This is a genomic window from Roseococcus sp. SDR (assembly GCF_019083995.1).
Lineage (GTDB): Bacteria > Pseudomonadota > Alphaproteobacteria > Acetobacterales > Acetobacteraceae > Roseococcus.
The window spans coordinates 91,479-113,299 of record NZ_JAHRCU010000008.1; the positions used below are offsets into that span (position 1 = coordinate 91,479).

19 protein-coding genes and 3 tRNA genes are annotated in these 21,821 nt (G+C 67.6%); 19 read left to right on the forward strand and 3 right to left on the reverse strand.

The genetic code is table 11. From position 1 onward, the window contains the following. Positions 1-18: 18 nt before the first annotated feature. Together KTR66_RS11010 and KTR66_RS11015 are read right to left on the reverse strand one after the other, a co-directional pair. Positions 19-351 carry a hypothetical protein gene (locus tag KTR66_RS11010; protein WP_213612644.1) on the reverse strand — a complete coding sequence of 111 codons (333 nt, stop codon included), beginning with the start codon at positions 349-351 and terminating at the stop codon, positions 19-21. Next, positions 351-1,667 (reverse strand): sulfite oxidase, encoded by a 1,317-nt coding sequence (locus KTR66_RS11015; protein WP_213612645.1) that lies wholly within the window; start codon positions 1,665-1,667, stop codon positions 351-353. The genes KTR66_RS11010 and KTR66_RS11015 overlap by 1 nt, the downstream gene beginning before the upstream one ends. A 35-nt stretch (positions 1,668-1,702) precedes the next feature. On the opposite strand from KTR66_RS11015, the gene KTR66_RS11020 reads away from it, so the two are divergent. From KTR66_RS11020 to KTR66_RS11030, 3 genes are all read left to right on the forward strand, one after another. Continuing rightward, entirely contained in the window at positions 1,703-3,136 is a 1,434-nt protein-coding gene (locus KTR66_RS11020; RefSeq protein WP_213612646.1) for an NAD(P)H-hydrate dehydratase, read from the forward strand. Positions 3,137-3,234: 98 nt separating this feature from the next. Next, positions 3,235-4,635 carry a malonyl-CoA decarboxylase gene (locus KTR66_RS11025; RefSeq protein ID WP_213612647.1) on the forward strand — a complete coding sequence of 467 codons (1,401 nt, stop codon included), beginning with the start codon at positions 3,235-3,237 and terminating at the stop codon, positions 4,633-4,635. Between the two features lie 76 nt (positions 4,636-4,711). Further along, positions 4,712-7,099: a 1-deoxy-D-xylulose-5-phosphate synthase N-terminal domain-containing protein gene (locus KTR66_RS11030; protein ID WP_371819092.1), complete on the forward strand. Its 2,388-nt coding sequence runs from the start codon at positions 4,712-4,714 to the stop codon at positions 7,097-7,099. 3 nt (positions 7,100-7,102) lie between these two features. On the opposite strand, the gene KTR66_RS11035 is transcribed toward KTR66_RS11030, so the two are convergent. Next, the gene (locus KTR66_RS11035) at positions 7,103-7,654 is read right to left on the reverse strand and encodes a DUF1643 domain-containing protein (RefSeq protein ID WP_213612649.1); all 552 of its coding nucleotides are present in this window, start codon (positions 7,652-7,654) and stop codon (positions 7,103-7,105) included. Positions 7,655-7,724: 70 nt separating this feature from the next. Between KTR66_RS11035 and KTR66_RS11040 the strand changes: the two genes are divergently transcribed. From KTR66_RS11040 to nuoG, 16 genes are all read left to right on the forward strand, one after another. Next, positions 7,725-7,809: transfer RNA gene (locus KTR66_RS11040), tRNA-Leu, on the forward strand. A 38-nt stretch (positions 7,810-7,847) separates the two neighbouring features. Then, positions 7,848-9,170, forward strand: coding sequence for a trigger factor (tig, locus tag KTR66_RS11045; protein ID WP_213612650.1), 1,323 nt, complete (start codon positions 7,848-7,850; stop codon positions 9,168-9,170). 148 nt (positions 9,171-9,318) lie between these two features. Continuing rightward, positions 9,319-9,984: an ATP-dependent Clp endopeptidase proteolytic subunit ClpP gene (gene clpP, locus KTR66_RS11050; RefSeq protein WP_213612651.1), complete on the forward strand. Its 666-nt coding sequence runs from the start codon at positions 9,319-9,321 to the stop codon at positions 9,982-9,984. Between the two features lie 150 nt (positions 9,985-10,134). Beyond that, positions 10,135-11,391, forward strand: a complete 1,257-nt coding sequence (gene clpX / locus KTR66_RS11055) for an ATP-dependent Clp protease ATP-binding subunit ClpX (protein ID WP_213612652.1) — start codon at positions 10,135-10,137, stop codon at positions 11,389-11,391. Positions 11,392-11,521: 130 nt separating this feature from the next. Further along, a complete protein-coding gene (lon, locus tag KTR66_RS11060; RefSeq protein WP_213612653.1) occupies positions 11,522-13,918 on the forward strand; it encodes an endopeptidase La in 2,397 nt (798 codons plus the stop codon). Between the two features lie 230 nt (positions 13,919-14,148). Continuing rightward, positions 14,149-14,421, forward strand: a complete 273-nt coding sequence (locus tag KTR66_RS11065; RefSeq protein ID WP_213612654.1) for an HU family DNA-binding protein — start codon at positions 14,149-14,151, stop codon at positions 14,419-14,421. A 91-nt stretch (positions 14,422-14,512) separates the two neighbouring features. Beyond that, a tRNA-Val gene (locus tag KTR66_RS11070) sits at positions 14,513-14,587 on the forward strand. 63 nt (positions 14,588-14,650) lie between these two features. Further along, positions 14,651-14,727: transfer RNA gene (locus tag KTR66_RS11075), tRNA-Asp, on the forward strand. Between the two features lie 217 nt (positions 14,728-14,944). Further along, positions 14,945-15,313, forward strand: coding sequence for an NADH-quinone oxidoreductase subunit A (locus KTR66_RS11080; protein ID WP_213612655.1), 369 nt, complete (start codon positions 14,945-14,947; stop codon positions 15,311-15,313). A 4-nt stretch (positions 15,314-15,317) separates the two neighbouring features. Next, on the forward strand, positions 15,318-15,851 hold the full coding sequence (locus KTR66_RS11085) for an NADH-quinone oxidoreductase subunit B family protein (protein WP_249732032.1): 534 nt from the start codon (positions 15,318-15,320) through the stop codon (positions 15,849-15,851). Positions 15,852-15,867: 16 nt separating this feature from the next. Continuing rightward, the gene (locus tag KTR66_RS11090; protein ID WP_371819104.1) at positions 15,868-16,485 is read left to right on the forward strand and encodes an NADH-quinone oxidoreductase subunit C; all 618 of its coding nucleotides are present in this window, start codon (positions 15,868-15,870) and stop codon (positions 16,483-16,485) included. Then, on the forward strand, positions 16,482-17,714 hold the full coding sequence (locus KTR66_RS11095) for an NADH-quinone oxidoreductase subunit D (protein WP_213612658.1): 1,233 nt from the start codon (positions 16,482-16,484) through the stop codon (positions 17,712-17,714). Before KTR66_RS11090 ends, KTR66_RS11095 begins: the two co-directional genes overlap by 4 nt. Continuing rightward, on the forward strand, positions 17,711-17,866 hold the full coding sequence (locus KTR66_RS11100) for a hypothetical protein (protein ID WP_213612659.1): 156 nt from the start codon (positions 17,711-17,713) through the stop codon (positions 17,864-17,866). Before KTR66_RS11095 ends, KTR66_RS11100 begins: the two co-directional genes overlap by 4 nt. Before the next feature lie 5 nt (positions 17,867-17,871). Further along, on the forward strand, positions 17,872-18,474 hold the full coding sequence (locus KTR66_RS11105; RefSeq protein ID WP_213612660.1) for an NAD(P)H-dependent oxidoreductase subunit E: 603 nt from the start codon (positions 17,872-17,874) through the stop codon (positions 18,472-18,474). Positions 18,475-18,477: 3 nt separating this feature from the next. Then, a complete protein-coding gene (nuoF, locus tag KTR66_RS11110; protein ID WP_213612661.1) occupies positions 18,478-19,791 on the forward strand; it encodes an NADH-quinone oxidoreductase subunit NuoF in 1,314 nt (437 codons plus the stop codon). A gap of 4 nt (positions 19,792-19,795) precedes the next feature. Then, entirely contained in the window at positions 19,796-21,817 is a 2,022-nt protein-coding gene (gene nuoG / locus KTR66_RS11115; protein ID WP_213612662.1) for an NADH-quinone oxidoreductase subunit NuoG, read from the forward strand. Positions 21,818-21,821 lie beyond the last annotated feature (4 nt).

Consider the following 21,821-nt stretch of genomic DNA (forward strand, 5'->3'; position numbering starts at 1 on the left):
TGGGCCGCCCGGCGGTTGTCAGTTGAGGAAGGGGTTCCGCCCCCGGGCCGGAGCCGCGCGCGGGCCGAAATGCTGCGCGAGGTAATCCACGATGAGGGTGCGTTCGGCACCCTCCAGCGGATTCATCCCGTGCTTCTCCGTCATCCAGTCCATCAACCCATCCCACTGCTCCCGCGGGAAATGGCTGCGGCGGATGATCGCGGTGCTGTGGCACGCGGTGCAGGTGTAGAAGACTTCCTCCTGCCCCTGGCCGGCGGGCAGGATGGAGGGGTCCTCGGGCGGGTCGGCCGCCTGGGCGATTGCCAGCGCTCCGCCGAACAGGCCGACCGTGAGCAGAAGAAAGCGCCGCATCAGCCGACCAGGATCGCCGCCCGGCTGATCGGGTTCGCCCCATAGCCCTGCGGGTTCCAGTTGGCGGCGGCGAAAGGCTGCATCTTCCCGTTGCTGTCCGTCGCCCGGTACCAGATCTCGAAATACCCGTCCGACGGCAGCGCCACGCGGCCCTGCCAGCGCTGCCAGGCATGGCGGTTGGCGGGGGCCGCAACCTGCATCGGCGTCCAGCTCGCGCCGAAATCCACGCTGACATCCACCGCGCGCACCGTGAGGTCGCCGGCCCAGGCCGCCCCGCGCAGATCCAGGCTGCGGGTGCCGGCCGGCAGGCGCGAGCCGTGCGCGTGTGAGGAGAGGATCGAGCGCACCGGCATGCTCGTCATGTCCACGAAATCGGCGCCGTTGTTGTTGCTGCCGGGGACGATCGGGCGCACCGGGATGCGGTAGCTGGTGCCGCCCATGCCCGCGCCGGTGTGCGGCTTGTCGAGGATGGTGATGCGCGTCAGCCATTTCTGGCTGAGGCTGCCGGGCCAGCCGGGCGTGACGAGGCGGATCGGCGCGCCATGGATGTGCGGCAGCGGCTGGCCGTTCAGCGCGAAGGCGATGATGGTGTCCTCGTCCATGGCCTTGGCCAGCGGCATGCCGCGGCTGATGGCCTGGCGATCGGTGGCACCCGAGAGATGCGGGTCGGCGCCGAAATGGCCGGTATAGGCCGCGCCCGGCTTGAGGCCGGCGGCGGCCAGCACGTCGCGCAGACGCACGCCTGTCCATTCGCCATTGCTGATGGCGCCATTGCCCCATTGGTTGCCGCGCGTCTGCGGCGTGAAGAAGGCGCGGCCATTTCCGCCGCACTCCATCTGCAATTGCCGCGTGACGTTGGGGAAGCGCGTGCGCAGATCACCCACCGTCAGCGTGAGCGGGCTGTTCACCTCGCCATCCAGGGTGAAGCGCCAGGCATTGGGGTCGGTCGTCAGCGGCTCGGGGATCTGGCCGTTGTTGCGCACGAAGAAGTAGCGATAGCTGGTCACCGCCTCATCCAGCATGTGCTCGGGCGTCTCACCGACCAACGGACGGTCGCCCTGCAGAATGAGTTCCGCCTTGCCCTCCATCCGAAAGACGGCGGGCGCCTGCTGGGCCGAGGCCGGGCGGGCGAAGAGGGCCGGCAGCAGGCCGTCGGGCATGTGGCGGCCAAAGGGAATGGCACCGCCCACGGCGGCGCCCATCGTGGCGAGGGCAGCGCCCTTCAGCACGCCACGCCGGCCCCAGGCCAGCGCATCGGCGCGCTCCGGATCGTCGCGATAGAGTTCCTGGATCGAGCGTTCCCGCTTCTGGACCATGTGACGTCTCCCTTTGTTGCCCCATTATGGCGGCAATGACACCCAACCCCGCAATCCCCCCGGAGCTGCTGACGCCCGCCGAAATGGCCGAGGCGGACCGTCTCGCCGGCAACGGGCCGGCCCTGATGGACGCCGCCGGGCGCGCCGTGGCGGTGGCCATCCGCCGGCGCTTCCGGCCCTGCCGTGTCCTGGTGCTGGCGGGCCCAGGCAACAATGGCGGCGATGGCTATGTGGCAGCGCGCCTTCTGGAGCGCGCAGGCTGGGATGTGGGGGTTGCGGCCCTGGCGCCGCCCAGGGGCGACGCGGCCCTGGCGGCCGCTGCCTGGCGCGGGCCGATGCGGCCCTTCGCGGCGGCCGAGGTGGCGCGCGCCGGGCTTCTGGTGGACGCGCTTTTCGGCGCCGGCCTCTCCCGCCCGCTGGACGGGCCGGCGGCGGAACTGCTGGCCGCGGCGCAGGCGCCGATCGTCGCGGTGGATGTGCCCTCGGGCGTCTGCGGCGCGACCGGCGCGGTGCGCGGCTTCGCGGCGCGGGCGGCGCTGACCGTCGGCTTCTTCCGCGCCAAGCCCGGCCATCTGCTCCGCCCGGGGCGTGACCTCTGCGGGGAGCTGGTCCTGGCCGATATCGGCCTGCCGGCCGATGTGCTGCGGTCCATCCGGCCCAGATGCTTCGCCAATGGCCCGGCCCTGTGGCGCCTGCCGCGCCCCGATGCGGCGAGCCACAAGCACAGCCGCGGCCATGTGACGATCATCTCGGGCACGGAGATGGCCGGTGCGGCGCTGCTCGCCGCCCGTGCAGCCCGGCGGATCGGCGCCGGGCTCGTCACCCTCGCCTGCGCCGACGGCTCGAGCGCCCTCCTGCACCGCCTGGCCGAGCCGGGCGCCCTGGTGATCCAGGCCGCGGGCATGCAGGACCTGCTGGGCGCGCTGCTCGATGATCCGAAGCGCCAGGTGATCCTGCTTGGTCCGGGCTTGCCGCCCGATGCGACCACGCGCGGCGCCGTCGTCGGTTTGCTCGCGGCCGGACGGCGCCTTGTGCTCGATGCCGGCGCCCTGACCGCCTGCGAGGGCCAATCCGAGGCGCTGCGCGGGGCCGCCATCCTCACGCCGCATGAGGGCGAATTCGCGCGCCTCTTCGGCGCCCCGGGCGCGGATCGGCTGACGGCGGCGCGTGAGGCCGCACGCAGCACCGGCGCCGTGGTGCTGCTCAAGGGCTCGGACAGCGTGATCGCGGCGCCGGATGGCCGGGCTGCGATCAACCACAACGCGCCGCCCACCCTCGCCACGGGCGGCAGCGGCGATGTGCTGGCGGGCCTTGCCGCCTCGCTGCTCGCGCAAGGGATGGAACCCTTCGAGGCCGCCTGTGCCGCCGCCTGGCTGCAGGGCGAGGCGGCACGGCTCCACGGGCCCGGATTGCTGGCGGAGGACCTGCCCGAGGCGGCCATGCGTGCGGCTATTTCTCTCGGCGAATGAAAGATTTGCATCCTGCGCGAACGGGGCCGGAGCCTCTGATCGCACTTTATTTCTGAATGTTTCCGGGTTACGCTCATGCCCTCCCTTGGAGACTGCTCATGCCAGATGCCACCCTGTCCCTGAACGACTCCCTGGTGGATCGCGCGCTGCGCCGGGTCACCGGTCTCTGGCGGGACATGGCGGACCGCGTCGGCGGCCGTGACGATGCCGAGGATGTGGCGGCGCAGATGCAGGCCTGCCTGGCCGCGCGTGGCGGCGAGGTCTCGGCCCGGGCCCGCGCGGCCAAGCTCGCAGCGGCGTATCGCGGCTTCTCCGAGGCGGAGCGGGTGAGTTTCCTGCGCGTCCTTGCGGGCTTCGACGCCGACCCGAAGGCTGTCGAGCGTGCCATCGCCGAATGGACCCAGGCCGCGGATGGCCCGGCCAAGGCGGCCGCCAAGGTTCGGCTGCGCCGTGCCCTGGAAAGCCCGCGCGTGCGGCTGCTGACGCAGTTCACCGCGATCCCCGACGGCATGAAGCTGCTGGTGGACCTGCGCGCCGACCTGCTGCGTGCCGTCGAGACCGACCCGCTGCTGGAGGCGCTGGAGGCCGATCTCAAGACGCTGCTCACCTCCTGGTTCGACCTGGGCTTCCTGGAGCTTCGCCGCATCGACTGGAACTCGCCCGCGGCCCTGCTCGAGAAGCTGATCCGCTATGAGGCGGTGCACCGCATCGAGAGCTGGGACGACCTGAAGAACCGCCTGGATTCCGACCGCCGCTGCTACGCCTTCTTCCACCCGCGCATGCCGGAAGAGCCGCTGATCTTCGTCGAGATCGCGCTGATGAAGGGCCTCGCCGGCTCCGTGCAGGCGCTGCTCGACCCCAAGGCCGAGGTGATGGATCCGAACCAGGCCGATACCGCGATCTTCTACTCCATCAACAACTGCCAGCGTGGGCTCGATGGCATCGCCTTCGGCAATTTTCTCATCAAGCGCGTGGTCGAGGTGCTGGGCCAGGAATTCCGCGGCCTCAAGCAATTCGCGACCCTCTCGCCCGTGCCCGGCTTCTGCCGCTGGCTGAACGCGCGGGAGGAGGCAGGGGATGCGACGCTGCTGACGGCGGAGGAACTCACCGCCATCCGCAACGCGGCGGGCGTGCCGCCGGAGACCTCGCCCGGCGCGGCCCTGCAATTGCTGCTCTCGCGCAAGGAATGGCCGCCGGCGCTGTCCAAGGTGCTGGAGCCGGTGCTGGTCCGGCTTTGCGCGCGTTTCGTCGCCGTCGAATCCGGTCGCAACCCCAAGCGCGCGGCCGATCCGGTGGCGCATTTCCACCTCTCCAACGGCGCCCGCGTCGAGCGCATCAACTGGCGGGGCGACACCTCGGCCAAGGGCATGCGCGAGAGCGCGGGGCTGATGGTGAACTACCTCTATGATCCTGAGTTCATCGAGGACAATCACGAGGCCTATGCCGGCGAGGGCAAGCGCGCGATGGCCAGTACCGTTCGCAAGCTGGTCAAGGCCTGAGCCTGCGAGCAATGCGGGTCTAGCCACGCCGGGGGGGGATCGGGGTAAGCTGCCTCCCAAGCCAGGAAGCATGCCCATGAACCAGCAGACCCCCCTCTCGCGTGCCGCCACCATGGACGAGGCGCGGCGCGTGGCGCTGCTCAACGCGGTCGAGCGCAAGCTGCTCTGGATCTCGGCCTGGATGATCCATCACGCCAACCATGTCCGCCCCAACCGGGACGGGCTGAAGGTGGGCGGGCACCAGGCCTCCTGCGCCTCGGTCATCTCGATCCTGACCGCGCTCTATTTCGACATCCTGAAGCCGGCGGACCGCGTCGCCATCAAGCCGCATGCGGGGCCGGTGTTCCACGCGATGAACCTGCTGCTGGGGCGGCAGAGTGCCGACCGCCTCTCCACGCTGCGACAATTCGGCGGCATCCAGCCCTATCCCTCGCGCATGAAGGATGGCGGCGAGGTTGATTTCTCCACGGGCTCCGTCGGCCTCGGCGTGGCGCTCACCAGCTTCGGCAGCCTCGTGCAGGATTATGTGCGGCTGAAGAAGCTGGCCCCCGAGGGCCTGCCCGCCGGCCGGCATGTCGCGATCGTCGGCGATGCCGAGCTGGACGAGGGCAATATCTACGAGGCCCTGCTGGAGGGCTGGAAGCACGACATCCGCAATGTCTGGTGGGTGGTGGACTACAACCGCCAGAGCCTGGACAGCGTGGTGCAGGACCGCCTCTTCGGCCGCATCGAGGGCCTGTTCCGCGACATGGGCTGGAATGTCGTCACCCTCAAATACGGCCGCAAGCTGCAGGCGGCCTTCGCGCGGCCGGGCGGCGAGGCGCTGCGCCGCTGGATCGATGACTGCCCCAACAGCCTCTATGCCGCGCTCACCTTCCAGGGTGGGGCGGCCTGGCGCTCCGCGCTGCTGGCGGAACTGGGCCGCGAGGAGGGGCTGCGCGCCATCATCGATCCGCTGACGGATGACGAGCTGGCGGCGCTGATGAACAACCTGGGCGGCCATGACATCGAGACGCTGATGGAAGCCTTCCGCGCGCAGGACGCGGCGGGCGACCAGCCCACCTGCTTCATCGCCTATACCGTGAAGGGCATGGGCCTGCCCTTCGCCGGCCACAAGGACAACCATGCCGGGCTGATGACGAAGGAGCAGATGGAGGAGTTCCGCTCCGCCATGCGCATCCGCCCCGGCCATGAATGGGACGAGTTCGAGGGCCTCGACGTCCCGGCCGAGGAGATGCGCGCCTTCATCGACAGCGTGCCCTTCGCTGAGAAGCTGACGCCCGCGGGCCGCTCGCTCACCTCGCCCAAGATCCCCATCCCGGCCGTGCTGCCGGTGCCGCGCGTGCCGGCGGGGCGCAAGCTCTCCACCCAGGCGGCCTTCGGCGAGATCCTGGCCGGCATCGGGCGCGGGGAGGGGGAGTACGCGCCCATGGCGGGGCGCATCGTCACCACCAGCCCGGATGTGACGGTCTCCACCAATCTCGGCCCCTGGGTGAACCGGCGCGGCATCTTCGACCGGCATCTGAAGAATGATGTCTTCCGCGATGCGAAGCTGGCTTCGGCCCAGCGCTGGGGCATGTCGCCCGAGGGGCAGCATGTGGAGCTCGGCATCGCCGAGCAGAACCTCTTCCTGGTGCTGGCCGCACTCGGCCTCTCCGACCGGCTCTATGGCGCCCGCCTGCTGCCCATCGGCACGGTCTATGATCCCTTCGTCAATCGCGGCCTCGATGCGCTGATCTATGGCTGCTACATGGATGCGCGTTTCCTGCTGGTCAGCACACCGTCCGGCATCACCTTGGCGGCCGAGGGCGGGCAGCACCAGTCGGTGAACACGCCGCTGATCGGCATGGCGCAGGATCGGCTGGCCGCCTATGAGCCCGCCTTCGCGGATGAGCTCTCCATCCTGATGCGCCACGCCTTCGCGCATATGCAGGAGCCCGACGGCTCCTCCGTCTGGCTGCGCCTTTCGACCCGCGGCCTGACCCAGCCCGAGCGGCAGCTCGACCCGGCGCAGGTGATCGCCGGCGGCTATTGGATGGTGCCGCCCGCGGTGGGCGCGCGCATCGCCATCGCCTATCAGGGGGCGCTGGCCCCGGAGGCCATGGCCGCCTTCGAGACGCTGCGGCAGGAGGAGCCGGGCGCCGGCCTGATGGCCGTGACTTCGCCTGACCGTCTGCACCAGGGCTGGCTCGAAGCCCGCAAGCGCGCCCGCGGTGGGCCGGGCGGCGCGCCCTCCCACATCGAGACGCTGCTGGCGCCGCTGGCCCCCGGCGCGGGCATCGTCACCCTGCTGGATGGCCACCCGGCCGCGCTGGACTGGATGGGCGGGGTGCGCGGCCAGCGCATTGCCGCGCTCGGCGTGGACCGCTTCGGCCAGGGCGGCGACATCCCGGCGCTCTATGCCGAATACGGGCTGGACGAGGCGGCGATCCTGGATGCCTGCGCGGAGCTGCTGCTGGGCTGAGCCTCAGCCCGGGAAGGGCACCAGCGCCGCATCCCGCCGCTGGTAGAGGGGGTGCTTCGGGCTGCCGTCATTGTTCGTGCCGAAGCACATCGGCGTGATCCCTGCCCCCCGCAGAAGTGCCGCCAGAGCCGGCCCGCGCCCCATCAGCGGTTTGGGGGGCTGCCCCCAGGCGACGACGACCAGCGGTGCCCCGCGCGCATAATGCAGGATGGTCGCGTCATTCTCCGCCCCCACCGGGTCATCCACCTCCAGCAGGCGCTTCTTGTCGGTCGCGCGATAGGCGAAGGCATTGAGCATGACGAGGCCGGGCAGGCCCCAGCGGTGCCGCGCCCGCCAGATGCAGCCGGCGACCGTCGGGTCATCCGCGTCCAGATCGGCCGTGGAGGGGTTCATGCCGATCACGACCCCGAAGCCGGGCGTGCCGATCGGCTGCCCATCCCAGCGCCGCTCCAGCCACCAGCGCCAGCGGCGGCATTCGGAAAAGGCGGCGGCGGAGACGATGTCGGAGGCGAGGCGCAGCCGCACCTTTCCGCCCGGGTCATGCGGGATGGTCATGGGGGGCCAGTATTGGCGAGGGCGGCCGTTTCGGCTACATGCGCCGCTTCCCATTTGGCCACGCGGTCATGCGGGCGTGGTGGAATTGGCAGACACGCTGGATTTAGGTTCCAGTGGCGCAAGCCGTGGGGGTTCAAATCCCTCCGCCCGCACCACGGCCGCGCCCATCAACACACGAACGGAATCGCTCACTATGCAGGTCACTGAGGTTGCGAACGAAGGGCTCAAGCGGGCCTACACGGTGGTGGTTCCCGCGACGAGCATCGCCGCCCAGAAGGACAAGCGCCTGGCGGAGCTGGCCAAGGACATGAAGATGCCGGGCTTCCGCCCCGGCAAGGTGCCGCAGAAGGTGGTGCTGGCCCGCTACGGCCAGGCCGTGATGGGCGAGGTGCTGGAAGCCTCCGTGCAGGAAGCCACCAGCAAGGTCGTCACCGACAACAACCTCCGCCCCGCGCTGCAGCCCAAGATCGAGCTGGTGAACTTCGCCGATGGCGCCGACCTCGAATTCCGCATGGATGTCGAGGTGCTGCCCACCATCCCGATGCCGGACTTCGCCAGCATCAGCCTGACGCGCCTGAAGGCCGCCCCGGGCGATGAGGAAGTCGCCAAGGCGCTGGAGAGCATCAGCCGCCGCCAGGCGAGCCTGGAAGAGACGGAAGCCCGCGCCGCCGCCAAGGGCGAGGTGCTGGTCTGCGACTTCGTCGGCCGCATCGGCGGCGAGGAGTTCCAGGGCGGCTCCGCCACCGACATGCCGATCGAGGTGGCCGGCCCCGGCTTCATCCCGGGCTTCACCGAGCAGCTGGAAGGCCTCGCCCCGGGCGAGCAGCGGATCGTCAAGGTGACCTTCCCGGCCGAATACGGCTCGGCCGAGCTGGCCGGCAAGGATGCCGAGTTCACCGTGACCGCCAAGGCGCTCAAGGTCTATTCCAAGCCCGCGCTGGACGATGAGCTGGCGAAGAAGCTGGGTCTCGAGAGCTTCGAGAAGCTGCGCGAGGTGATCCTGGAGAGCCTGCAGCGCGAATATGACAGCCAGAGCCGCATGGCCATCAAGCGCAAGCTGCTGGATGCGCTGGCCGAGCGCGCCAGCTTCGAAGTGCCCGAGGGCATGGTGGAGAATGAGTTCAAGCAGATCTGGGAGCGTGTGGAGGCCGATATGAAGGCCGGCCGCCTGGACGGCGAGGATGCCGGCAAGGACGAGGCCACGCTGAAGGCCGAGTACCGCGGCATCGCCGAGCGCCGCATCCGCCTCGGCCTGCTGCTCTCCGAGATCGGCACCACCAACAACATCACGGTGAGCCGCGAGGAGCTGGGCAACGCGATGCGCGCCGAGGTGCAGCGCTATCCGGGCCAGGAAAAGCAGGTGTTCGAGTTCTTCCAGAAGAACCCGCAGGCGCTGGAGAACCTCCGCAGCCCGATCTTCGAGGAGAAGGTCGTGGACTTCATGCTGGAGCTGGCCAAGGTCGAGGACGAGACCGTGACGCCGGAGAAGCTGGCCGAGGCCGCCACCCAGATCTGAGGGTGAAACGGGGGAGGGGGTTTTCGCGCCCCCTCTTTCCTTGGGCGCGTCTCTGCCCACATGCTGTGCCTGACCGAGGGGCCGGGGCACGATTCGTCCGGCCTTAACCAGGCCGTGCCCATCCTGGGGCGGACCTCAGAAGATGGGAATGCAAGACGTGCGATATGTGGGGACCCAGGATCGCGATCCTGTTGAAATCTATAACAACTCCCTCGTCCCCATGGTGGTGGAGCAATCCAGCCGCGGCGAGCGCGCCTATGACATCTATTCGCGGATGCTCAAGGAGCGGATCATCTTCCTGACTGGCGCCGTCTATGACGGCGTCTCCTCCCTGATCTGCGCGCAGCTCCTGTTTCTGGAGAGCGAGAACCCCAACAAGGAAATTTCCTTCTACATCAACAGCCCGGGCGGCGTGGTGAGCGCCGGGCTCGCGATCTATGACACCATGCAGTTCATCCGCAGCCCGGTCAGCACGGTCTGCCTCGGGATGGCGGCTTCGATGGGCTCGCTGCTGCTGACGGCCGGCGCCAAGGGCAAGCGCTTCGCCCTGCCGAACGCCCGCGTGATGGTCCATCAGCCCTCCGGCGGTGCCCAGGGCCAGGCGACCGATATCGAGATCCAGGCGCGCGAAATCCTGGAATTGCGCAAGCGCCTGAACCAGATCTACGTCACCCACACGGGCCAGCCGGTCGAGGCCATCGAGGCCAAGCTGGAGCGTGACAGCTACATGTCGGCCGAGGAGGCCCGGGACTGGGGCCTGATCGACCAGGTGGTGGACAAGCGCCCCGCGGTTACGGAAGCCCCCAAGAGCTGAGCCTCGACAGAGGTTTATGGGGCAGGATGCGTCGGCAAGGGCGGCAAAGCTTCCCTTGCAGGCCCCCGGGAGGGTAGATTCCCGGGTCACGAGTTTGAAACGCGGCCTGGGGGCAGACAGCCGGGTCCCTCCCCGCCGCGAGGAGTGCGCATGAGCAAGTCTGGCGACAGCAAGAATACCCTTTACTGCTCCTTCTGCGGCAAGTCGCAGCATGAGGTGCGCAAGCTCATCGCGGGCCCGACCGTCTTCATCTGCGATGAATGCGTCGAACTCTGCATGGATATCATCCGTGAAGAGCACAAGACGCATATGGTGAAGACACGCGATGGCGTGCCGACGCCCAAGGAGATCTGCAAGGTCCTCGACGACTACGTGATCGGCCAGGAGCACGCGAAGAAGGTGCTCGCGGTCGCGGTTCATAACCATTACAAGCGCTTGGCCGCTGTCGCGAAGAACAACGACGTCGAGATCGCCAAGTCCAACATCATGCTGATCGGGCCCACAGGCTCGGGCAAGACGCTGCTGGCGCAGACGCTGGCCCGCATCCTGGACGTGCCCTTCACCATGGCCGATGCAACCACGCTGACCGAGGCCGGCTATGTCGGCGAGGATGTGGAGAACATCATCCTCAAACTGCTGCAGGCGGCCGACTACAATGTCGAGCGCGCGCAGCGCGGCATCGTCTACATCGACGAGGTCGACAAGATCAGCCGCAAGTCGGACAACCCCTCGATCACGCGGGATGTCTCGGGCGAGGGCGTCCAGCAGGCGCTGCTCAAGATCATGGAGGGCACCGTGGCCTCCGTCCCGCCGCAGGGCGGGCGCAAGCATCCGCAGCAGGAATTCCTGCAGGTGGACACGACGAACATCCTCTTCATCTGCGGCGGCGCCTTCGCCGGGCTGGAGCGGATCATCGGCGCGCGCGGCAAGGGCTCGGGCATCGGCTATGGCGCGGAGGTGCGCAGCCCCGAGGATCGCCGCATGGGTGCCGTGCTGCGCGAGGTCGAGCCCGAGGACCTGCTGAAGTTCGGCCTGATCCCGGAATTCATCGGCCGCCTGCCGGTCGTGGCCACCCTCGAGGATCTGGACGAGAAGGCGCTCATCGAGATCCTGACCCGCCCCAAGAACGCACTGCTCAAGCAGTATCAGCGCCTCTTCGAGATGGAGGGGGCCAAGCTCACCTTCACGGAAGACGCGCTGCGCTCGGTCGCCACGCGTGCCATCCAGCGCAAGACCGGCGCGCGCGGCCTGCGTTCCATCATGGAGCAGATCCTGCTCTCCACCATGTTCGAATTGCCGGGCCTCGCCGATGTGGAGGAGGTGGTGGTGAACCGCGAAGTGGCGGAGATCCGGGCCCAGCCGCTCTTCATCTACGGCGAGAAGCCCGCCGAACAGACCTCCGCCTGAGCCGGCGGAGGTCAGAGGGGGCGGCTTGTTTGCCGCCCTTTCATGACCAAATAAGGTCATCAACCCGTGGCTTCGGGTGGGCGTGCCGAATTCGGGCGCCTGCCCCGCCGACTGTCCCAGTGAGGTCCTCATGACGGAAACCATTCGCGGCGACCTGCTTCCCGTATTGCCGCTGCGGGATATCGTCGTCTTCCCGCACATGATCGTGCCGCTTTTCGTTGGCCGCGAGAAATCCGTCCGCGCGCTTGAAGCCGTGATGCGCGAAGACAAGCAGATCCTGCTCGTCGCCCAGAAGAACGCTCTGCAGGATGACCCGGCGGCGAAGGACCTCTTCGAGACCGGCACCGTCTCCACGGTGCTGCAGCTGCTGAAGCTGCCGGATGGCACCGTGAAGGTGCTGGTGGAAGGCGGCCGCCGCGCGAAGATCGTGGGCTTCAAGGAGACCGAGAGCTACTTCGAGGCTTTCACCGAGCCGATGGCCGAGGCTGCCTCGGACAAGCGCGAGGTCGAGGCGCTGATGCGCACCGTGATCTCGCAGTTCGAGAGCTACATCAAGCTCAACAAGAAGATCGCGCCCGAGGTGCTGGTCTCGATCAACCAGATCGATGACGCCGGCAAGCTCGCGGACACGGTGGCGAGCCACCTCTCCATCAAGATCCCCGAGAAGCAGGAGCTGCTCGAGATCGCCTCCGTCGCGGCCCGGCTGGAGCGCGTCTTCTCCCACATGGAAGGCGAGATGAGCGTGCTCCAGGTGGAGAAGCGCATCCGCAGCCGCGTGAAGCGGCAGATGGAGAAGACGCAGCGCGAATACTACCTGAACGAGCAGATGCGCGCGATCCAGAAGGAGCTGGGGGAGGGCGAGGACGGCAAGGACGAATCGGCGGAGATCGAGGCCAAGATCAAGGCCACGAAGCTCAGCAAGGAAGCGCATGACAAGGCGATGGCGGAGCTGAAGAAGCTGCGCACCATGTCGCCCATGTCGGCCGAGGCGACCGTCGTCCGCAACTACCTCGACTGGATCCTCAGCATCCCCTGGAAGAAGCGCAGCGTCATCCGCCGCGACATCACCGCGGCCGAGAAGGTGCTCGACGCCGACCATTACGGCCTGGAGAAGGTGAAGGAGCGGATCATCGAGTATCTGGCTGTGCAGGCGCGCAGCAAGAAGATCCGTGGCCCCATCCTTTGCCTGGTCGGCCCGCCTGGCGTGGGCAAGACCTCGCTCGGCAAGTCCATCGCCAAGGCCACGGGGCGCAACTTCGTCCGCATGTCGCTGGGCGGCGTGCGGGACGAGGCGGAGGTGCGCGGCCACCGCCGGACCTATATCGGCTCCATGCCGGGCAAGGTCATCCAGGGCATGAAGAAGGCGAAGACGAGCAACCCGCTCTTCCTGCTGGACGAGATCGACAAGCTCGGCGCGGATTGGCGCGGCGACCCCTCCAGCGCGCTGCTGGAGGTGCTGGACCCCGAGCAGAACGCCACCTTCGCCGACCACTACCTGGAGGTGGATTACGACCTGTCGGATGTGATGTTCGTCACGACCGCCAATTCGCTGCGCATGCCCCAGCCCCTGCTGGACCGCATGGAGATCATCCGCATCCCCGGCTACACCGAGGATGAGAAGGTGCAGATCTCCAAGCGCCATTTGCTGCCCAAGGTGACCGAGGCGAATGGTCTGAAGCCGGCCGAATGGTCGCTTTCGGATGACGCACTGCTCGACCTGGTGCGCTACTACACGCGCGAGGCCGGCGTGCGGAACCTGGAGCGCGAGCTGGGAGGCCTGGCCCGCAAGGCGGTGAAGGAGATCGTGACCGGCAAGGCGAAGAAGGTCGCGATCACCCGCAAGAACCTCGAGAAATATGCGGGCGTGAAGAAGTTCCGCTACGGCGAGGCCGAGAGCGAGGACATGGTGGGCGTCGTCACCGGCCTCGCCTGGACGGAGGTGGGGGGAGACATCCTCTCCATCGAAAGCGTGGTGGTGCCCGGCAAGGGCAACATCAAGCCGACCGGCCAGCTGGGCGATGTGATGAAGGAATCGGTCAGCGCCGCGCTGTCCTATGTCCGCTCGCGCTCCATCACCTTCGGCATCAAGCCCACGCTCTTTGAGAAGCGCGACATCCATGTGCACGTACCGGAAGGTGCGACGCCCAAGGATGGGCCCAGCGCAGGTGTCGCCATGGCGACCTCGATCATCTCCGTGCTCACCGGTATCCCGGTGCGGCGCGAGGTGGCGATGACGGGCGAGATCACATTGCGCGGCCGCGTCCTGCCGATCGGCGGCCTGAAGGAGAAGCTGCTGGCCGCGCTGCGCGCGGGCATCACCACGGTCTTCATCCCGAAGGACAATGAGAAGGACCTGGCGGACATCCCGGACAGCGTGAAGAAGGCGCTGAAGATCATCGCCGTCAGCCATGCCGACGAGGTGATCAACAAGGCGCTCGTGCGCGCGCCCGAGGCCATCACCTGGGTGGAGCCGGAGGAGGCGCCGGTGCCGGCGGTCGAATCGGGAGCGGCTGTCCGGCCGCACTGACGGGGCCGGGATTGCGTTCCGGGAAGGGCGTCCCTCGTGGGCGCCCTTTTCATTTTCGCCACGGCCATCAAGGGTTTGCGGAAGCTATCCCCAAAAAACCCAGGCAAACCGCCGCGAATCGGAGGTGTGGCTGATTGACGCGGCGGAAAACCGCCGCTTACTGTCCCGCTCAGGCCAGTGTGGAGAATCGGTCTTCACGTGCGTAGGCCGTTCAGTAAGGGGACCGTCCCATGAACAAGCAGGATCTCGTGGCCGTCGTTGCCGAGTCGGGTGAACTGTCCAAGGCGAAGGCCGGCGACGTTCTCGACTCCGTCTTCGAGGCGATCACCAAGGCGCTGAAGAAGAAGCAGGAAGTCCGCCTCGTCGGCTTCGGCACCTTCAGCACCAGCAAGCGCAAGGCCGGCAAGGGCCGCAACCCGCGCACGGGCGAGGAGATCAAGATCCCCGCCTCGACCACGGTTCGCTTCAAGGCCGGCAAGAACCTCAAGGACGCCGTGAACTGAGCTGACGCCAGTTCCGTCTTGCAGGGCCGGTCCGCCAAGTGCGGGTCGGCCCTTTTTCTTGTGCGGGGCGTCATGGCATGATGACGCCCTGGGGCGCTTAGCTCAGAGGTAGAGCGCCTGCTTTACACGCAGGATGTCGGCGGTTCGACCCCGTCAGCGCCCACCATCTTTTCCGGCTCCGGTTGGTTGACAGCCACTCGGGCGGGGCCTAAACGCCCCTTCGTCTGCTGCGGGTGTAGCTCAGTCGGTTAGAGCGCCGGCCTGTCACGCCGGAGGTCGCGGGTTCGAGCCCCGTCACTCGCGCCAGATTTTACCCTCCTCAACATTGCCAATCCGATCCGATCGCACGGCGCAACCGCCTGTGCTGACGTGCGTTTAACTTGCACCCCCTATGGCGGAGCGGGCCTTCCTTGCTGTATGGTGCGCCGCGTCAGAGGCGCAGTCCCGCGCCCCTGGCCCATCGTGCATCCGCCGTGGCAAAGCGGCCAGGAATGCGCGAGGCAAAAGAGTCGCCGAGGCAAAGATGACGCAGCCCTTGCTCGCCGAGTATTTCCCGATCCTCGTTTTTCTGGGGATCGCGGGAGGCATCGCCCTCGCCATGGTGGGCGGCAGCCTGCTGGTTGCGCGGCAGAAGCCCAATGCCGAGAAGCTCTCCGCCTATGAGTGCGGCTTCGCGCCCTTCGACGATACGCGCCGCCGCTTCGACGTGCGGTTCTACTTGGTCGCGATCCTGTTCATCATCTTCGACCTCGAAGTGGCCTTCCTCTTCCCCTGGGCGGTGACGCTGGGCGAGATCGGCTGGCTCGGCTTCTTCTCGATGATGGGCTTCCTCGGCGTGCTGACGGTGGGCTTCATCTATGAGTGGCGCAAAGGCGCCCTGGATTGGGAATAAGGCCATGAACGAGATTGCCTGGAACCCGGCCGGAGCCCCGCAGGACGCCGTGATTCGCGCCGTGACCGGCGAGATCGAGGAGAAGGGCTTTGTCGTCGCCAACCTGGACAAGGTGGTGAACTGGGCCCGCACCGGCTCGCTCTGGCCGATGACCTTCGGCCTCGCCTGCTGCGCGGTGCCGATGATCCATGCCTACATGGCGCGCTATGACCTCGACCGCTTCGGCATCATCCCGCGCGGTTCGCCGCGGCAGAGCGACGTGATGATCGTGGCCGGCACGCTGACCAACAAGATGGCCCCCGCGCTGCGCAAGGTCTACGACCAGATGAGCGAGCCGCGCTGGGTCATCTCCATGGGCTCCTGCGCCAATGGCGGGGGCTATTACCACTACAGCTACTCGGTGGTGCGGGGCTGCGACCGAATCGTGCCGGTGGACATCTACGTCCCCGGCTGCCCGCCCACGGCCGAGGCGCTGGTCTACGGAATCCTGCAATTGCAGAAGAAGATCCGCCGCACGGGGACCATCCTTCGTGGTTGACGCACTCGAGAACGACATCCGCGGCCTGATCGCGGACCGCCTGCCCGTGGCCTTCACGCGCGAGCGTGGCGGGGCCGAACTCGTGCTGCACGTGACGCGCGATGCGCTGCTGCCGCTCATGACGCTGCTGCGCGACGCGCCCGCGCTCGATTTCGCGCAGCTCATGGATGTCTGCGGCGTGGACTGGCCCGACCGGCCGGAGCGATTCGAGGTGGTGTACAACCTGCTCTCGCTGACGCGGAACGAGCGGCTGCGCGTGATCACGATGACGGATGCCGAGCAGCCCGTGCCGAGCGTGGCTTCCATCTGGCCCACCGCCACCTGGTTCGAGCGCGAGACCTGGGACATGTACGGCGTGGTCTTCGCGGGCCTGGCCGATCTTCGCCGGCTGCTGACCGATTACGGCTTCGAGGGGCATCCGCTCCGCAAGGATTTCCCGCTCAGCGGCTTCGTCGAGATGCGCTACGACGCCGAAGTCGGCCGCGTGGTGCAGGAGCCGGTGAAGCTCGTGCAGGATTTCCGCAACTTCGACTTCCTGAGCCCCTGGGAGGCGATGACCACCCTGCCGGGCGACGAGAAGGTGCATCTGAACCGCATCGCGCGCCCCGAGGATGAGAAGGGGGACAAGGCATGAGCGACCTCAGCCCGATCGGCGAAGCGGCCCCGAACGAGACGGAACGCCGCATCGTCGAGATGGACAGCCACACCATCAATTTCGGTCCGCAGCACCCGGCGGCACATGGCGTGCTGCGCCTCATCCTCGAGATGAAGGGCGAGGTGGTGGAGCGCGCCGATCCGCATATCGGCCTGCTGCATCGCGGCACCGAAAAGCTGATCGAGTACAAGACCTATCTCCAGGCGCTGCCCTATTTCGATCGCCTCGACTACGTCAGCCCCATGTGCATGGAGCACAGCTTCGCCCTGGCGACGGAGCGGCTGCTGGGCATCACGCAGGACGTGCCGGAGCGCGCGCAGTACATCCGCGTGCTCTTCGCCGAGATCACGCGCATCGCGAACCACCTGCTGAACGTGACGACCTACGCGCTGGATTGCGGCGCGATCACGCCGGCGCTCTGGGGTTTCGAGCAGCGCGAGCATCTGCTCGAAATGTACGAGATGACCTCGGGCAGCCACTACCACGCCAATTACTTCCGGCCCGGTGGCGTCGCGAAGGACATTCCCGCCGCGCTGCCCGAGAAGATCGAGCGCTGGATGGCGCAGTTCCCGGCCTTCCTCGACGAGCTGGAAGGGCTGCTGACCAACAACCGCATCTTCAAGCAGCGCACGGTGGATATCGGCGTGATGACGGCCGAGCAGGCGATGGAATGGGGCTTCTCCGGCCCCTGCCTGCGCGCCTCGGGCGTCGCCTGGGATCTGCGCAAGTCGCAGCCCTATGACGTCTATGACCGCATGGAATTCGACGTGCCGGTCGGCCGCAATGGCGATTGCTACGATCGCTATCTGCTACGCATGCAGGAGATGCGGCAGTCGCTGCGCATCATCCGGCAATGCCTGGACCAGATGAAGCCCGGCCCCATCAAGGTGCTGGACAACAAGATCGTCCCGCCGACGCGCGGGCAGATGAAGCGCTCGATGGAAGCGCTCATCCACCACTTCAAGCTCTACACCGAGGGCTATCACGTGCCCGCCGGCAGCACCTACACGGTGACCGAGGCGCCCAAGGGCGAGTTCGGCGTGTATCTGGTCGCCGACGGGACCAACAAGCCGTATCGCTGCAAGATCCGCGCCCCTGGCTACGCGCATCTCCAGGCGATGGAGGTGCTGAGCAAGGGCCACATGCTGGCCGATGCGGTGGCCATCATCGGCAGCCTCGACATCGTCTTCGGCGAGATCGACCGGTGAGCGACAACGCCCTGATCAGCTTCATCGGCTTCTATGTGCCGGCGCTGGTCGCGGGCGTCCTGTTCCGTTGGCTGAAGCCCGCCTGGGGCTGGACGCCGCTTTGGCTGGCGGTGATCCTCACCGCGGCCGTTTTCTTCGTGCAGAAGCTGTAAGCCCCATGAGCGAGCCGACCTCCTTCGAATTCGACGCCGAGAGCGAAGCGCAGATCGCCAAGATCCTGCCGCGCTATCCGGCCGGCAAGCAGGCCAGCGCCGTCATGCCGCTGCTCTATGTCGCGCAGAAGCAGATGGGGCGGCAGACCGGCTCGGCCTGGGTGCCGCGCGTGGCCATGGATGTGATCGCGGCCCGCCTCGGCATGGCGCCGATGCGCGTCTATGAGGTCGCGACCTTCTACTTCATGTACAACACCAAGCCGATCGGGCGCTTCCACCTGCAGGTCTGCGGCACCACGCCCTGCTGGCTGCGCGGCTCGGATGACGTGCTGCGCGCCTGCAAGGATGCGGGCGCGCTCAAGGGCTATGGCGACACCAGCGCCGACGGCAACTTCACGCTGACGGAAGTCGAATGCCTGGGCGGCTGCGTGAACGCGCCGATCCTGCAGGTGGATGACGACTATTACGAGGACATGGACTACGACAGCACGGTGAAGCTGATCGAGGCGCTGAAGCGCGGCGAGCGGCCCAAGCCCGGCTCGATGATCGGGCGGCAGACCAGCGCGCCCATCGGTGGCCCGCAGGTGCTGAACGGGGCGGAGGACTGAACCATGGCGCTCTCCGACAAGGATCGCATCTTCACCAACCTCTATGGCACGCAGCCCTGGAATCTGGCTGCGGCGCGCATGCGCGGCGACTGGGACGGCACGAAGGACCTGCTCATCCGCGGACGCGATGCGCTGATCGAGGAAGTGAAGAATTCCGGCCTGCGCGGCCGCGGCGGCGCCGGCTTCCCGACCGGCATGAAGTGGTCCTTCATGCCCAAGGCGCCCGTCGAGGGCCGGCCCTCCTACCTCGTCGTGAACGGCGATGAGAGCGAGCCCGGCACTTGCAAGGACCGCGACATCATCCGCCACGATCCTCATAAGCTGGTCGAGGGCTGCCTGATTGCAGGCTTCGCCATGGGGGCGGTGGCCGCCTACATCTATGTGCGCGGCGAGTACTACAACGAGATCCAGGTGCTGCAGGCCGCGATCGACGAGGCCTATGACGCGGGGCTGATCGGCAAGAATGCCTGTGGCTCGGGCTATGATTTCGACGTCTTCGTGCATCGCGGCGCCGGCGCCTATATCTGCGGCGAAGAGACGGCGCTGATCGAGAGCCTCGAGGGCAAGAAGGGCATGCCGCGGTTGAAGCCGCCATTCCCCGCTGCCGTCGGCCTCTATGGCTGCCCGACGACCGTGAACAATGTTGAGACCATCGCGGTGGTGCCCACCATCCTGCGGCGCGGCGCCTCCTGGTTCTCCAGCTTCGGGCGGCCGAAGAATTCGGGCACCAAGATCTTCTGCCTGCAGGGCCACGTGAACAAGCCGTGCAATGTGGAAGCCGAGATGAGCATCCCGCTGCGCGAACTGATCGACCGTTATGCCGGCGGCGTGCGCGGCGGCTGGGACAATCTGCTGGCGGTGATTCCGGGCGGCTCCTCCACGCCGATGATCCCGAAGAGCGTCTGCGACGACGTGCTGATGGATTTCGACGCGCTGCGCGAGCACAAGACCGGCCTCGGCACCGCCGGCGTGATCGTGATGGACAAGTCCACCGACCTGATCAAGGCGATCCAGCGCCTCTCCGCCTTCTACAAGCATGAGAGCTGCGGCCAGTGCACGCCCTGCCGCGAGGGCATGGGCTGGGTGAACCGCGTGATGCTCCGCATGGTGGAAGGCCGCGCCGAGATCGAGGAGATCGACGTGCTCGAGCAGGTGACGCGGCAGATCGAGGGCCACACCATCTGCGCGCTGGCCGATGGCGGCGTCTGGCCGGTGCAGGGGCTGATCCGCCACTTCCGTCCGCTGATGGAAGAGCGCATCGCCGCCTACAAGGCGCGCAACAACCTGCCCCAGGGCTTGAACATGGCTGCGGAGTAAGGCGATGGCCAAGGTCACCATCGACGGCATCGAGGTCGAGGTCCCGAACGGGTCCTCCGTGCTGCAGGCCTGCGAGGCCGCGGGCAAGGAAATCCCGCGCTTCTGCTACCATGAGCGCCTCTCGGTCGCCGGCAATTGCCGCATGTGCCTGGTGGAGGTGGAGAAGGCGCCGAAGCCCGTCGCCTCCTGCGCCTATCCGGTCATGGATGGCATGAAGGTCTTCACCGACACGCCGGTGGTGCGCAATGCGCGGCGCGGCGTGATGGAATTCCTGCTGATCAACCATCCGCTCGATTGCCCGATCTGCGACCAGGGCGGCGAATGCGACCTGCAGGACCAGGCCATGTCCTACGGCAAGGATGGCAGCCGGTATCACGAGCAGAAGCGCTCGGTGAAGGACAAGTATGTCGGCCCGCTGATCAAGACGGTGATGAACCGCTGCATCCATTGCACGCGCTGCATCCGCTTCGCCGCCGAAGTGGCCGGCGTGCCGGAGATGGGTGCGACGGGCCGCGGCGAGAACATGGAAGTCGGCACCTATGTCGAGAAGGCGCTGACCAGCGAGCTTTCCGGCAATCTGATCGACCTCTGCCCTGTCGGCGCGCTGACCAGCCGGCCCTATGCCTTCGTCTCCCGCCCCTGGGAGCTGTCGAAGACGGACAGCGTGGATGTGCTGGACGCGACCGGGGCCGCCATCCGCGTGGATGTGCGCGGCGGCGAGGTGCTGCGCATGCTGCCGCGCGTGAATGATGATGTGAACGAGGAGTGGCTGGGCGACCGCTCGCGCTTCTCCTTCGATGGGCTCAAGCGCAAGCGGCTGGACCGGCCCTGGGTGCGGCGCGACGGCGTGCTGAAGCCGGCGAGCTGGGCCGAGGCGTTTGGCGCGATCGTGCAGAATGTGCGCGGCCAGCGCATCGGCGCCATCGCGGGCGACACGATGGATGCGGAGAGCCTCTTCGCGCTGAAGGCGATGCTGGCCGCCATGGGCAGCACGAACCTGGATGCGCGGCAGGATGGCGCGAAGCTCGATGCCTCGCGGCCGGACTACTATCTGTTCAATTCCAGCATCGCCGGGATTGAGGAGGCAGATGCCATCCTCATCATCGGCAGCAATCCGCGCGTCGAAGCGCCGGTCATCAATGCCCGCATCCGCAAGCGCTGGACGCTAGGCGGGATGCGGGTCGGCGTGATCGGCGAGGCGGTGGACCTGACCTATCCCGCCACGCATCTGGGCACGGGCCCGGCGGATTTCGCGGCCGGCGCGGAGTTCCTGAAGGGTGCCGCCAAGCCCATGGTGATCCTGGGCCGTGGCGCGCTGGCGCGGGAGGATGGCGCGGCCGTGCTCTCCTCCGCCTGGGAGATCGCCAAGGCGGCCGAGGCGCTGCGCGAGGATTGGCACGGCTTCAACCTGCTGCACCAGTTCGGTGGCCAGGTGGCGGCCCTCGACCTCGGCTTCGTTCCGGGGGAACGGGGCCTCGACATGGCCGGCATGCTGGCGGGTGGCGTGGATGCGCTCTGGCTTCTGGGGGCGGATGGCTTCGATGTGTCGCGCATCAAGCCCGGCACCTTCGTGATCTATCAGGGCCATCATGGCGAGGCCGCGGCCGCGCGGGCCGATGTGATCCTGCCGGGGGCCGCCTATACCGAGAAGGACGGCACCTACGTCAACACGGAAGGCCGCGTGCAGCGGGGCCGCATGGCCGTGCCGCCGCCGGGCGAGGCGCGGGAGGATTGGCGCATCATCCGCGCCGCCTCGCAATTCCTGGGCGTGACGCTGCCCTTCGACACGCTGGAGGCGCTGCGGGCCGAGATGGCGGCCGCACACCCGGTCTTCGCGCGGCTGGACCAGGCGCCGCTGCCGGGCTGCACCGATGATGCAGGGCCGGAAGTGACGGGCGGGCTGAGTGCGGCGCCCTTCGGCCTGCCGATCCGCAACTATTGGCAGGTGGACCCCATCACGCGGGCCAGCTCCACCATGGCGGAATGCGCGGCCACCTATCTGCGCCCGGCGCTGGCGGCGGAGTGAGGGC

Coding starts and splice junctions, on each gene's coding strand:
- KTR66_RS11035 (WP_213612649.1), bottom strand. CDS start 7,654: ATGACCATCCCGCATGACCCGGGCGGAAAGGTGCGGCTGCGCCTCGCC.
- KTR66_RS11085 (WP_249732032.1), top strand. CDS start 15,318: ATGAACGAGATTGCCTGGAACCCGGCCGGAGCCCCGCAGGACGCCGTG.
- nuoF (WP_213612661.1), top strand. CDS start 18,478: ATGGCGCTCTCCGACAAGGATCGCATCTTCACCAACCTCTATGGCACG.
- tig (WP_213612650.1), top strand. CDS start 7,848: ATGCAGGTCACTGAGGTTGCGAACGAAGGGCTCAAGCGGGCCTACACG.
- KTR66_RS11025 (WP_213612647.1), top strand. CDS start 3,235: ATGCCAGATGCCACCCTGTCCCTGAACGACTCCCTGGTGGATCGCGCG.
- clpP (WP_213612651.1), top strand. CDS start 9,319: ATGCAAGACGTGCGATATGTGGGGACCCAGGATCGCGATCCTGTTGAA.
- clpX (WP_213612652.1), top strand. CDS start 10,135: ATGAGCAAGTCTGGCGACAGCAAGAATACCCTTTACTGCTCCTTCTGC.
- KTR66_RS11080 (WP_213612655.1), top strand. CDS start 14,945: ATGACGCAGCCCTTGCTCGCCGAGTATTTCCCGATCCTCGTTTTTCTG.
- KTR66_RS11015 (WP_213612645.1), bottom strand. CDS start 1,667: ATGGTCCAGAAGCGGGAACGCTCGATCCAGGAACTCTATCGCGACGAT.
- KTR66_RS11095 (WP_213612658.1), top strand. CDS start 16,482: ATGAGCGACCTCAGCCCGATCGGCGAAGCGGCCCCGAACGAGACGGAA.
- KTR66_RS11020 (WP_213612646.1), top strand. CDS start 1,703: ATGACACCCAACCCCGCAATCCCCCCGGAGCTGCTGACGCCCGCCGAA.
- KTR66_RS11030 (WP_371819092.1), top strand. CDS start 4,712: ATGAACCAGCAGACCCCCCTCTCGCGTGCCGCCACCATGGACGAGGCG.
- nuoG (WP_213612662.1), top strand. CDS start 19,796: ATGGCCAAGGTCACCATCGACGGCATCGAGGTCGAGGTCCCGAACGGG.
- KTR66_RS11065 (WP_213612654.1), top strand. CDS start 14,149: ATGAACAAGCAGGATCTCGTGGCCGTCGTTGCCGAGTCGGGTGAACTG.
- KTR66_RS11105 (WP_213612660.1), top strand. CDS start 17,872: ATGAGCGAGCCGACCTCCTTCGAATTCGACGCCGAGAGCGAAGCGCAG.
- KTR66_RS11010 (WP_213612644.1), bottom strand. CDS start 351: ATGCGGCGCTTTCTTCTGCTCACGGTCGGCCTGTTCGGCGGAGCGCTG.
- lon (WP_213612653.1), top strand. CDS start 11,522: ATGACGGAAACCATTCGCGGCGACCTGCTTCCCGTATTGCCGCTGCGG.